Raw genomic sequence first — 12094 nt, forward strand, 5'->3', positions numbered from 1 at the left:
AGCACTCCCCTCAGGCCAAACCGCCAAAACGCTTGTAGAAACTCTCGCTCACATCCGGCAATGGACCGTCTGCCGTCTCCAGCGCTGCATCCAACCATTCTTCGGCCTTGGCAAACACCAGTCGGTAAAGATTACGGCACAACTGTCGCGCTGCCCTTCCCTCCCAGTCCCCTGGTAATAACTCGTCGGGTAGTTGCGGGTCGCGCAGCAGCAGGCGGCGGTATTCGTGAATCAGCAGCGTACGCGCCAGGAAGCAATCTTGAGCATCAAGCAACGGCTGCTCTTTCAAACCTTGCCACAGTGGCCTGAACAGCTGGATAAACTCGCTGTATTGCTGCCCCAGTTCGTCGATACGCCAGCTTTCCCGCACCTGGGCGCGCATGGCCTTGGACGCGAGTACCTCTTGGGTGTGGGTTTCGAAGACGATGCTGTCGTCGCCGGCTTCAAGGTCACGCAGCGTGGCCACCAGGTCGGCACGGTCTGCCCGTGGGCAACCCAGCAGGTTCGGCGCCATGACACCAAACCCCTGCCACTCCAGTTCTTCACGCACCGCCTTGCGTTTACCCGCCTCGAGTTGCGACAGCAACACCAGCGTCCAGGCCCCGTCCCAGGCTGGCTGGCTCGGGCTATAGACGCGCTTGAAGGCTTTTTCGAAGCGCCGACGGCCCGTGCCTGTCAGGCTGTAATAACTGCGTCGCCCCACCTTTTCTGAAGTGAGCCAACCTTCTTTGGTCAGGCGAAAGATCGACGTGCGTATCAGCCGTTCATTGATGCCTATCGGTTCCAGCAGGTTGATCAGGCTACCGAGCCAGACTGTACCGCCGTGCGGCTCGATGGCATCGCCGTACAACGTGATGATCAGGGAGCTCGCGCGGATCGGCGTCTGCTCCTGAAAGCGGGTGATCAAGTGGTTCAGTGGGGCGAGATTGCTCATGGGCGAACTGTGCGCGGATAAAGCACCGACTATACCTGTACGGTGGGCCGCCTGGCCATTGCGTGTCGCTGCCAGGCTCATGCGCTCGCCTGGCCCTTGGGCCTGACCCCGGTGTCTTCCATGCGCGGGCGTCCCGGCTCTGCCTCGGTCAGCGGCGGGCATTCGACCATGCTGTTCATGCAGCGCTGCGCCAGGTGCTGGTACTCCGCCGTCCCGCGCTGTTTCCAGGCCAGTTCCTGATCGGTCAGCGGGCGTTTGACCTGGGCTGGCGACCCCATCACCAGGCTCTGCGCCGCACATTCGAAGCCAGCTTTGACGAAGGCGGTGGCCGCGACGATGCTGCGTGGTGCTACATGGGCGCCGTCCATCACCACGGCGTTCATGCCGATCAATGAATCTTCGCCCACGCGACAGCCGTGCAGTACGGCGCCATGGCCGACATGCCCGTTACGTTCCACTACGGTGTCGCCCCCCGGGAAACCATGCATCACGCAGGTGTCCTGCAAGTTGGCGCCCTCCTCCAGCACGATGCGGCCGAAATCGCCCCTGAGCGATGCCAGTGGGCCAATGTAGCAGCGGGGGCCGACGATGACGTCGCCGATCAGGACTGCGCTGGGGTGTACGTAGGCTGTCGGGTGAACCACGGGCGTCAGGCCGTCCAGTCGATAGCAAGGCATCGCATCACTCCTGAAATGATTTGAAATGTCAGTAGATCTTGTATCAGAAGCTGTTTGATCGTCAATCGTGTATCGCTTGTGTTGATCTAATGCTGTCAGACAAAAATCAGCTGAAAATACCCGTAAATACACAGGATAAACGATTCATCTGCAAATATTGCGGTGGAGCGGTGATCGCTGGAGAACACATAATTAGATACGTAAATATATTTTTGATGTTGCATCTATGTATCACATAGAGCATATACTGGCCTCACCCGGTCGTGATCCCGCATTACGCCCCTGCAAACAATTCCAAAAAATGCCGGCCACGCGATGTGCCGTGCGTGCAGCCAGAGGAACCCGACATGCCGCGATATATCGATGTGCAGGCGCCCGAACACGGCGTTCAGCTCATTACCCTGCAACGGCCCGAGGCCTTGAACGCCCTGAGCACCGAGTTACTGGCACAACTGGCTGCTGCGTTGCAGGTTGCCGGGGACGACGAGCGTGTCCGAACTGTAGTGATTACGGGCAGTGCCAGGGCTTTCGCCGCAGGCGCCGACATTGGCGAGATGGCCGATCGCGACCTGGTCGGCATCCTTAATGACCCCCGCGTAGCGCATTGGCAAAGCATCGCTGCATTCGCCAAGCCGCTGATTGCCGCAGTCAACGGCTATGCCCTGGGTGGTGGCTGCGAACTGGCAATGTGCGCCGACATCCTCATCGCCAGTACCGACGCCCGTTTCGGCCAGCCGGAAATCAACCTGGGCATCATCCCCGGTGCTGGCGGCACTCAGCGCCTGTTGCGTGCCGTCGGTAAGCCATTGGCCATGCAAATGGTACTGACGGGGGAAGCCATCACTGCCCACCGTGCCCAGCAGGCCGGCCTGGTCAGCGAAATCACCCAGCCCGAACTGACCGTAGAGCGTGCAATGCAGGTAGCCCGCAGCATCGCCGCCAAAGCGCCGCTGGCTGTGCGCCTGGCCAAGGAGGCGTTACTGAAGGCCGGTGATACCGACCTGGCCAGCGGTCTGCGCTTCGAGCGCCATGCGTTCACTCTGCTGGCTGGCACCGCCGACCGCGATGAAGGCATCCGCGCCTTCCAGGAAAAGCGCCAGGCCCGTTTCCACGGGCGCTGAACTTCATTCTCTCGACTGACGGAGCGAGTCTGTCATGACTTTCCAGCACATCCTGTTTTCGATCGAGGACGGCGTTGCCTTCCTTTCATTGAACCGCCCCGAGCAGCTGAACAGCTTCAATACGGCCATGCACCTGGAGGTGCGCGAAGCGCTCAGGCAAGTGCGCCAGAGCAGTGAAGCGCGGGTGCTGCTGCTGACGGCTGAAGGCCGCGGCTTCTGCGCCGGCCAGGACCTGTCCGACCGCAACGTTGCCCCAGGCGCCGAAATGCCAGACCTGGGCCAATCGATCGACAAGTTCTACAACCCGCTGGTGCGCACCCTGCGTGATCTGCCTTTGCCGGTGATATGCGCAGTCAACGGCGTGGCGGCCGGTGCCGGTGCCAACATTCCGTTGGCCTGCGACCTGGTGCTGGCCGCCCGCTCGGCCAGTTTCATCCAGGCCTTCTGCAAGATTGGCCTGGTGCCGGATTCCGGCGGTACCTGGCTGCTGCCGCGCTTGGTCGGCATGGCCCGGGCCAAGGCGCTGGCCATGCTGGGCGAGCGCCTTGGCGCCGAACAGGCCGAGCAATGGGGGCTGATCCATCGTGTGGTGGATGATGCCGCGCTGCGTGACGAAGCCCTCACCCTCGCCCGCCAGCTCGCCGCCCAGCCTACCTACGGCCTGGCACTGATCAAGCGCAGCCTCAATGCCAGTTTCGACAACGGTTTTGAGGAGCAGCTGGAGCTGGAGCGCGACCTGCAGCGCCTGGCCGGGCGCAGCGAGGACTACCGCGAAGGCGTAAGCGCCTTCATGAACAAACGCACGCCAGCCTTCAAGGGGCGCTGAACATGGGCGCACTCGCAAGCAATGTGCAGGTGGCGGTGATCGGTGCCGGCGCCATGGGCGCCGGTATCGCCCAGGTCGCGGCCCAGGCCGGCCACCCCGTCAAACTCTACGACAACCGCCCGGGTGCTGCCGCCCAGGCGGTGACGGGGATCGATCGCCAACTGGCCCGGCTGGTGGACAAAGGGAAGTTGCTGCCCGCTGAACGCGAAGCGATCAATGCCCGCCTGTGCCCGGTCGATACACTCGAAGCCTTGGCTGATGCCGGCCTGGTCATTGAAGCCATCGTCGAAAACCTGCAGGTGAAGCAGGCGTTGTTCAGCCAGCTCGAAACCCTGTGCGCAGCCGACTGTATCCTTGCCAGCAACACTTCGTCACTGTCCATCACCAGCCTCGCCGCTGGCCTTGAACGCCCGCAGCACGTGGTCGGTATGCACTTCTTCAACCCGGCACCGCTGATGGCGCTTGTCGAGGTGGTGTCGGGCCTGGCAACCGACCCGGCAGTGGCCGCATGCATCTACGCCACTGCCCAGGCCTGGGGCAAGCAGCCGGTACATGCACGCTCTACACCGGGTTTCATCGTCAACCGTGTAGCGCGGCCGTTCTATGCCGAAAGCCTGCGCCTGATGCAGGAAGGTGCCGCCGATTGCGCCAGCCTGGATGCGCTGATGCGTGACGCTGGCGGCTTTCGCATGGGGGCGTTCGAGCTGACCGACCTGATTGGCCATGACGTCAATTACGCTGTCACGTGTTCAGTATTCGATGCTTTCTATGGCGATTTCCGCTTCCAGCCTTCGCTGGTGCAGAAGGAACTGGTGGACGCCGGTCGCCTGGGGCGCAAGACCGGCCAAGGCTTCTACCGCTATGCCGAAGGCGTCGAGCGTCCGCAGCCGGCCGAACTGCACAGCTCCGCCTGCGCAGAGGCCTGCGTTGTCGAGGGCAACCTGGGGGTGATGCAGCCGCTGGTCGAGCGCCTTCGCCAAAGCGGCATTGCCGTGACCCAACGCGCCGGTAGTGGCTTGATTCAGGTGGGCGATGCCACCCTGGCCCTGTCCGATGGCCGCCTGGCCAGCCAGCGCGCCCGCGAAGACGGCCTGCGCAACCTTGTGCTGCTCGACCTGGCGCTGGACTACAGCAGCGCCACCCGCCTTGCCATCAGCTGGTCCGCCGATACCACTGACAGCGCCCGTGACCAGGCCGTAGCCCTGTTGCAGCGCGCCGGCCTGAAAGTGACCGGCATCGCCGACCTGCCCGGCCTGGTGGTCCTGCGTACCGTGGCAATGCTTGCCAACGAGGCCGCCGATGCGGTGCTTCAGGGCGTCGGCAGCGCCGCCGACATCGACCTGGCCATGCGCGCCGGCGTCAATTACCCCTGCGGCCCGCTGGCCTGGGCGGCGAACATCGGTATTGCCCACACCCTGGCCGTTCTCGACAACCTGCAGCGCAGCTATGGCGAGAGCCGCTACCGCCCTTCCCTGTTGTTACGCCGCTGCGAAGCCAAAGGAGGCACCCTACATGACTGAAGAGCAACTGGCACAAGCCTGTGCCGACGCCATGTACGCCCGCGACCCGGCCACTCAGGGCCTGGGCATCAGCCTGCTGGATGCCGGCCCAGGCCGGGCCAGCCTGCGCATGCCGGTGCGTGCCGACATGATCCAGGGCCACGGCACCTGCCATGGCGGTTTCCTGTTCGCCTTGGCTGATTCGGCGTTTGCCTTCGCCTGTAACAGCTACGACCAGGCCACGGTGGCGCTGGGGTGCAGCATCGACTACCTGGCCCCGGCGCTGCGCGATGACGTGCTCACCGCCCACGCCAGCGAAGTCAGCCGCAAAGGCCGCACCGGCCTGTACGACGTGCGCATCGACAACCAGCGCGGTGAGCTGGTGGCGATGTTCCATGGCAAATCCTACAAAGTGCGCGGCACCGTGCTGGCGCAGGAGACGCAAGATGAATGAACCGACCCACGCCGATGCCTTGATCATCGACGCCGTGCGCACCCCCATTGGCCGCTATGCCGGGGCCCTGAGCAGCGTGCGCGCCGACGACCTGGCGGCCATCCCGCTCAAAGCCTTGATCCAGCGCCACCCCGAACTGGACTGGAAAGCCATTGATGACGTCATCTTCGGCTGTGCCAACCAGGCCGGCGAGGACAACCGCAACGTGGCTCACATGGCGAGCCTGCTGGCCGGGCTACCACTCGAAGTACCAGGGACCACGATCAACCGCCTGTGCGGTTCCGGCCTGGATGCCATCGGCAATGCGGCGCGCGCCCTGCGCTGTGGTGAAGCGGGGCTTATGCTGGCCGGTGGCGTGGAATCCATGTCGCGTGCACCGTTTGTGATGGGTAAGTCGGAACAGGCATTCGGCCGTGCGGCCGAGCTGTTCGACACCACGATAGGCTGGCGTTTCGTCAACCCGCTGATGAAGGCCGCCTACGGCATCGATTCGATGCCGGAAACCGCCGAAAACGTGGCCGAACAGTTCGGCATCTCGCGCGCCGACCAGGATGCGTTTGCCCTGCGCAGCCAGCAAAAGGCTGCAGCCGCTCAGGCCCGCGGCCGCCTGGCACAGGAAATCGTGCCGGTCGAAATCCCGCAACGCAAAGGCCCGGCCAAAGTGGTCGAGCATGACGAGCACCCACGCGGCGACACCACGCTGGAGCAGTTGGCTCGGCTCGGCACGCCGTTTCGTGAAGGCGGCAGTGTAACGGCTGGTAATGCCTCCGGCGTGAATGACGGCGCTTGCGCCCTGCTGCTGGCCAGCAGCGCCGCAGCCCGCCGCCATGGCTTGAAAGCGCGCGGGCGCATCGTCGGCATGGCGGTGGCCGGGGTCGAGCCCAGGCTGATGGGCATCGGTCCGGTGCCTGCGACCCGCAAGGTGCTGGCACTCACCGGCCTGACACTGGCTGACATGGATGTCATCGAACTCAATGAGGCCTTTGCCGCCCAAGGGCTGGCCGTGTTGCGCGAGCTGGGCCTGGCCGACGACGACCCGCGAGTCAACCGCAACGGCGGCGCCATTGCCCTGGGCCATCCACTGGGCATGAGCGGTGCCCGGTTGGTGACCACTGCCTTGCACGAGCTTGAAGAAACGGCCGGCCGCTACGCCCTGTGCACCATGTGCATTGGCGTAGGCCAAGGCATCGCCATGATCATCGAGCGCCTCTGAGCGGTTCAGGCCCTGCGCTTGTTACCGAACTGAACGCAGCCGTATATGCTGCCTCCATGACACTCACCGCGTGGCCTGCAACCGCTGGCGCGCGGCGTACAAGAACAATTCGAGTGAAGCCATGAACATGTACCATGATGCCGATCGTGCCCTGCTGGACCCGATGGAAACCGCCAGCGTCGATGCCCTGCGCCAACACCAGCTGGAGCGCCTGCGCTGGAGCCTGAAGCACGCCTACGACAATGTGCCGCTGTACCGCCAGCGCTTTGCCGAGTATGGCGCCCACCCCGATGACCTCAAGTGCCTGGAAGACCTGGCGAAGTTCCCCTTCACCGGCAAGAACGACCTGCGCGACAACTACCCCTACGGCATGTTTGCCGTGCCCCAGGAAGAAGTGGTACGCCTGCATGCCTCCAGTGGCACCACCGGCAAGCCGACGGTGGTCGGCTACACCCAGAACGATATCGACACCTGGGCCAATGTGGTTGCCCGTTCGATTCGTGCGGCCGGCGGGCGCAAAGGCGACAAGGTGCATGTGTCCTACGGCTACGGGCTGTTCACTGGCGGGCTCGGCGCGCACTACGGTGCCGAGCGCCTGGGCTGCACCGTGATCCCCATGTCCGGTGGCCAGACCGAAAAGCAGGTGCAGCTGATTCGCGACTTCCAGCCCGACATCATCATGGTCACCCCGTCCTACATGCTCAACCTGGCTGATGAAATCGAGCGCCAGGGCATCGACCCACACCACCTCAAGCTGCGGCTGGGGATTTTCGGTGCCGAGCCCTGGACTGATGAACTGCGCCGCTCGATCGAGCAGCGCCTGGGTATCGATGCCCTCGATATCTATGGCCTTTCGGAAATCATGGGGCCCGGGGTGGCAATGGAGTGCATCGAGACCAAGGACGGCCCGACCATCTGGGAAGACCACTTCTATCCCGAGATCATCGACCCTGCTACCGGTGAAGTGCTGCCGGATGGCCAACTGGGCGAGCTGGTATTCACCTCGCTGAGCAAAGAGGCATTGCCGATGGTGCGCTACCGCACCCGCGACCTCACCCGGCTGCTGCCCGGCACCGCTCGGCCGATGCGGCGGATCGGCAAGATCACCGGCCGCAGTGACGACATGCTGATCATTCGCGGGGTCAACGTGTTTCCGACCCAGATCGAGGAACAGGTCCTAAAAATAAAACAGCTATCTGAGCTTTATGAGATTCATCTGTATCGCAATGGCAACCTGGATAGCGTCGAGGTGCATGTGGAGTTGCGTGGCGAGTGTCAGCACCTCGATGAGGGCCAGCGCAAGCTGGTGATCGGCGAGCTGAGCAAACAGATCAAGACTTACATCGGCATCAGCACCCAGGTTCATCTGCAGCCCTGCGGCACGCTCAAGCGCTCCGAGGGCAAGGCGTGCCACGTGTTCGACAGACGGTTGGCCAGCTGACCCATTCGGCTGCCTTTTCGGCCCTGGCATTGTCCGGGGCCTTTTTTTGCCTGCGTTACGCCGGGCAAATGCTGCTGCCCGACAGCCCTCTTGGCTGTCAATGTGATACACAAATCTTACCTGATACACATAAATGTGTTTGACGTTATGTTTTGTATCGCTTACAAATGACTCATGCCTTAGCAGGAGTCGCAGCACATGTACGCACAGCTAGTGGAAACCGGAGTCAAGCGCATCAAGTCGCTGGAAGAGATGTCCCCCGAGGAACGCAACTTCCAGGAAAAGATCGACGCCGAAATCAAGATCGAAGCCAAGAACTGGATGCCCGAGGCCTACCGCCAGACCCTCATCCGGCAGATCTCCCAGCACGCCCACTCTGAAATCGTCGGCATGCTGCCCGAAGGCAACTGGGTCACCCGTGCCCCCAGCCTCAAGCGCAAACTGCAGCTGATGGCCAAGATCCAGGACGAAGCCGGCCATGGCCTGTACCTGTACAGCGCCATGGAAACCCTGGGGGCTGACCGCGACGAAGAAATCGCCAAACTGCACAGCGGCAAGGCCAAGTACTCGAGCATCTTCAACTACCCCACCCTCAGCTGGGCCGACATGGGCGCTGTGGGCTGGCTGGTGGATGGCGCCGCCATCGTCAATCAGGTGGTGCTGCAGCGCACCTCTTACGGCCCCTACTCCCGCGCGATGATCCGTATTTGCAAGGAAGAGAGCTTCCACCAGCGCCAGGGCTACGAAATGCTCCTGACCATGATGCGCCAGGGCACCCAAGCCCAGCGCGACATGGTTCAGGACGCCATCAACCGCCTGTGGTGGCCGGCACTGATGATGTTCGGCCCTAGCGATGAACACTCGCCCAACAGCGCCCAGTCGATGGCCTGGAAGATCAAGCGCCAGACCAACGACGAACTGCGCCAGCGCTTCATCGACCAGACCGTGCCGCAGCTGGAACTGCTTGGCTGCACTGCGCCTGACCCTGAGCTGAAGTGGAACGCCGAGCGCGGCCACTACGACTTCGGTGAAATCCAGTGGGACGAGTTCTACGAAGTGATCAAGGGCAATGGCCCGTGCAACCTGGAACGTGTCGCCACCCGGCGCAAGGCCATCGAGGACGGCGCCTGGGTACGCGAGGCCGCCGTGGCCTATGCGCGCAAGCAACAGAACAAGAACGCCGCCTGAGCGGCGATTGATGCGGAGATCGAAAATGTCTGTCTGGACCCTCTACGAAGTGTTCGTGCGCAGCAAGCACGGCCTTAACCACAAGCATGTCGGCAGCGTGCACGCCGCCGATGCCGCCATGGCCATCGAGAACGCCCGCGAGCTCTACACCCGCCGTAGCGAAGGTGTGAGCCTGTGGGTGGTGCCGTCGGCGCTGATCACCGCCTCCTCCCCCGACGAGAAAGACCCGCTGTTCGCCCCCTCCGACGACAAGGTCTATCGCCATGCCAGCTTCTACGAGCTGCCCGACGAAGTCGGACACATGTGAGGTGGGCCATGCATAAAGAAGCCCTAATCCCCTATCTGCTGTTGCTCGGCGACAGCGCCCTGGTCCAGGGCCAGCGCCTCTGTGAGTGGTGTGGCCGCGCCCCTGCCATCGAGGAAGAGCTGGCCCTGATGAACGTCGGCCTCGATCTGGTCGGCCAGGCCCGCAACTGGCTGGAGTATGCCGCCGAGCTGCTCGACGATGGCCGGGATGCCGATGCCCTGGCGTTCCGCCGTGACGAGCGCGCCTACCGCAACCTGTTGCTGGTCGAGCAACCCAACGGTGATTTCGCCGTGACCATGAGCAAGCAGTTCCTTTACGACGCGTGGCACTTCGCCGTGCTGCAGGGGCTGGTCGAGTCCAGCGACGCGCGAATCGCGGGGATTGCCGCCAAGGCCCTGAAGGAAGTCACCTACCACCTGCGCCGGTCCAGCGAGTGGGTACAACGGCTGGGCGGTGGTACCGATGTCAGCCGCCAGCGCATGCTCGCCGCTATCCCGGCACTGTGGCGCTTCACCGTTGAACTCACCGCTGGCAGCGACAACGAAGTCCGTCTGGCCGAATGCGGTATCGCCGCCGACCCAGCGACCGTCGGCGCCACCTGGCTGAAGCAGGTCACGGAGACCTTTGCTTCGGTCGAACTGCCGCTGCCCAAGGCCGCCAGCCACTTCTACCTGGATGGCCGCAAAGGCCTGCACACCGAGCATCTGGGCCTGCTGCTGGCCGAAATGCAGTTCCTGCCAAGGGCCTACCCCGATGCAACCTGGTGAACTGATTGCCGGTGACCGCGGCGCGCGGGCACAGCAAGGTGACGACCTGACCCGGGCCTGGGCGGTACTGGGCCAGGTCATGGACCCTGAAGTGCCGGTGGTCAGCGTGGTCGACCTGGGGATCGTGCGCGATGTCGATTGGCGCGCCGGCCACCTGCACCTGGTGGTTACTCCGACCTACTCTGGCTGCCCGGCCACCGAAGTCATCGAAGGGGATATCCGCCAGGCGCTGGAACAGGCCGGTTTCACCGCGCCAGACCTGGAGCGCCGGCTGACCCCGGCCTGGAGCACTGACTGGATCACCGAACTGGGCCGCGAGCGCCTGCGCGCTTATGGCATTGCGCCGCCGCAAGGCAGCGCCAGCAAGCGCAGCCTGCTCGGCGAAGCGCCCCAGGTGTGCTGCCCGCAATGCGGCAGCGCCCATACCGAATTGCTCAGCCAGTTCGGCTCCACGGCCTGCAAGGCGCTGTACCGCTGCCGCGAGTGCCTGGAGCCATTCGACTATTTCAAATGCATTTGAGCCGTGGAGACCACCATGAGCCAGTTTCACAGCCTGACCATCAAGCAAGTGCGCAATGAGACCCGTGATGCGGTATCGATTGCCTTCGATGTGCCCGAACACCTGCAGGACCAGTTCCGCTTCACTCAGGGCCAGTACCTGGTCATGCGTACCCAGCTGGACAACGAAGAAGTCCGCCGCTCCTACTCCATCTGCAGCGCCGTGCAGGACGGCGAGCTGCGCGTGGCCGTCAAGCGCGTGCCGGGTGGGCGCTTCTCGGCGTTTGCCAATGAAGTGCTCAAGACCGGCCAGCAGCTGGAAGTGATGCCGCCATCGGGTAGCTTCTTCGTGCCTCTGGACCCGGCTCGCCAGGGCAACTATCTGGGGGTGGCCGCCGGCAGCGGCATCACCCCGATACTGTCGATCATCGCCACCACGCTGGCCAGCGAGCCGCACAGCCGTTTCACCTTGCTGTACGGCAACCGCTCCAGTTCGGGTGCGCTGTTCCGCGACAAGCTCGAAGACCTGAAAAACCGTTATCTCGACCGCTTGAACCTGATTTTCGTGTTCAGCCGCGAACAGCAGGACGTCGACCTGTACAACGGCCGCATCGACGCTGACAAATGCGGCCAACTGTTTTCGCGCTGGCTGGACGTTCCCGGCCTGGACGCGGCATTCATCTGCGGCCCGCAGGCGATGACCGAGACCGTGCGTGACAGCCTGCAGGCCAACGGCATGGCCAAGGAACGCATCCACTTCGAGCTGTTCGCCGCCGCCGGCAGCGAGGCCCGCCGCGAAGCCCGTGAGGCGGCACGCCAGGCGGATTCGGCGCTTAGCCATATCACCGTGATCAGCGATGGCCGGGCACTGAGCTTCGACCTGCCGCGCAACACCCAGAACGTGCTGGACGCCGGCAACGCCATTGGCGCCGAGCTGCCGTACTCGTGCAAGGCCGGTGTGTGCTCCACCTGCAAGTGCCGGGTGATCGAGGGCGAAGTGGAGATGGACAGCAACCATGCCCTCGAAGATTACGAAGTGGCGGCCGGGTATGTGCTGTCGTGCCAGACCTACCCGGTGAGCGACAAGGTGGTGCTTGACTTCGACCAGTTGTAGACCGAGTCGACTGCTTCGCGGGTAAACCCGCCCCTGCAGGGCCTGCGCAAGGCCT

At 63.4% G+C, this 12094-nt stretch carries 13 protein-coding genes; 11 read left to right on the forward strand and 2 right to left on the reverse strand.

Annotated features, from left to right (window positions below; all coding sequences use genetic code 11):
- Positions 1-10: 10 nt before the first annotated feature.
- Together paaX and paaY are read right to left on the reverse strand one after the other, a co-directional pair.
- Positions 11-934: a phenylacetic acid degradation operon negative regulatory protein PaaX gene (gene paaX, locus ACF8EA_RS09775; protein ID WP_392521818.1), complete on the reverse strand. Its 924-nt coding sequence runs from the start codon at positions 932-934 to the stop codon at positions 11-13.
- A gap of 77 nt (positions 935-1011) precedes the next feature.
- The gene (gene paaY / locus ACF8EA_RS09780; RefSeq protein WP_021784696.1) at positions 1012-1611 is read right to left on the reverse strand and encodes a phenylacetic acid degradation protein PaaY; all 600 of its coding nucleotides are present in this window, start codon (positions 1609-1611) and stop codon (positions 1012-1014) included.
- Between the two features lie 347 nt (positions 1612-1958).
- On the opposite strand from paaY, the gene paaF reads away from it, so the two are divergent.
- The 11 genes from paaF (at position 1959) to paaE (ending at position 12039) form a co-directional block, all read left to right on the forward strand.
- Positions 1959-2732 carry a 2,3-dehydroadipyl-CoA hydratase PaaF gene (gene paaF, locus ACF8EA_RS09785; RefSeq protein WP_392521820.1) on the forward strand — a complete coding sequence of 258 codons (774 nt, stop codon included), beginning with the start codon at positions 1959-1961 and terminating at the stop codon, positions 2730-2732.
- Positions 2733-2766: 34 nt separating this feature from the next.
- A complete protein-coding gene (paaG, locus tag ACF8EA_RS09790) occupies positions 2767-3558 on the forward strand; it encodes a 2-(1,2-epoxy-1,2-dihydrophenyl)acetyl-CoA isomerase PaaG (RefSeq protein WP_252461381.1) in 792 nt (263 codons plus the stop codon).
- A 2-nt stretch (positions 3559-3560) separates the two neighbouring features.
- Positions 3561-5078 (forward strand): 3-hydroxyacyl-CoA dehydrogenase PaaH, encoded by a 1518-nt coding sequence (gene paaH / locus ACF8EA_RS09795; RefSeq protein WP_392521822.1) that lies wholly within the window; start codon positions 3561-3563, stop codon positions 5076-5078.
- Positions 5071-5511 carry a hydroxyphenylacetyl-CoA thioesterase PaaI gene (gene paaI, locus ACF8EA_RS09800; RefSeq protein WP_392521824.1) on the forward strand — a complete coding sequence of 147 codons (441 nt, stop codon included), beginning with the start codon at positions 5071-5073 and terminating at the stop codon, positions 5509-5511. The genes paaH and paaI overlap by 8 nt, the downstream gene beginning before the upstream one ends.
- Positions 5504-6724 (forward strand): 3-oxoadipyl-CoA thiolase, encoded by a 1221-nt coding sequence (gene pcaF / locus ACF8EA_RS09805; protein WP_392521826.1) that lies wholly within the window; start codon positions 5504-5506, stop codon positions 6722-6724. Before paaI ends, pcaF begins: the two co-directional genes overlap by 8 nt.
- A gap of 121 nt (positions 6725-6845) precedes the next feature.
- Positions 6846-8165 (forward strand): phenylacetate--CoA ligase PaaK, encoded by a 1320-nt coding sequence (gene paaK / locus ACF8EA_RS09810; protein ID WP_028697434.1) that lies wholly within the window; start codon positions 6846-6848, stop codon positions 8163-8165.
- 198 nt (positions 8166-8363) lie between these two features.
- Positions 8364-9353, forward strand: coding sequence for a 1,2-phenylacetyl-CoA epoxidase subunit PaaA (gene paaA, locus ACF8EA_RS09815; RefSeq protein ID WP_010954157.1), 990 nt, complete (start codon positions 8364-8366; stop codon positions 9351-9353).
- A gap of 25 nt (positions 9354-9378) precedes the next feature.
- Positions 9379-9660, forward strand: a complete 282-nt coding sequence (gene paaB / locus ACF8EA_RS09820; RefSeq protein WP_004374528.1) for a 1,2-phenylacetyl-CoA epoxidase subunit PaaB — start codon at positions 9379-9381, stop codon at positions 9658-9660.
- A gap of 8 nt (positions 9661-9668) precedes the next feature.
- Complete coding sequence (gene paaC / locus ACF8EA_RS09825; protein WP_392521828.1) at positions 9669-10427, forward strand: 1,2-phenylacetyl-CoA epoxidase subunit PaaC; 759 nt, start codon at positions 9669-9671, stop codon at positions 10425-10427.
- Positions 10414-10947, forward strand: coding sequence for a 1,2-phenylacetyl-CoA epoxidase subunit PaaD (gene paaD, locus ACF8EA_RS09830; RefSeq protein ID WP_021784705.1), 534 nt, complete (start codon positions 10414-10416; stop codon positions 10945-10947). Before paaC ends, paaD begins: the two co-directional genes overlap by 14 nt.
- A gap of 15 nt (positions 10948-10962) precedes the next feature.
- Positions 10963-12039, forward strand: coding sequence for a 1,2-phenylacetyl-CoA epoxidase subunit PaaE (paaE, locus tag ACF8EA_RS09835; RefSeq protein WP_392521829.1), 1077 nt, complete (start codon positions 10963-10965; stop codon positions 12037-12039).
- The last annotated feature ends 55 nt before the right edge of the window (positions 12040-12094 follow it).

Source organism: Pseudomonas sp. YQ_5 (genome assembly GCF_043103305.1).
Lineage (GTDB): Bacteria > Pseudomonadota > Gammaproteobacteria > Pseudomonadales > Pseudomonadaceae > Aquipseudomonas > Aquipseudomonas putida_Y.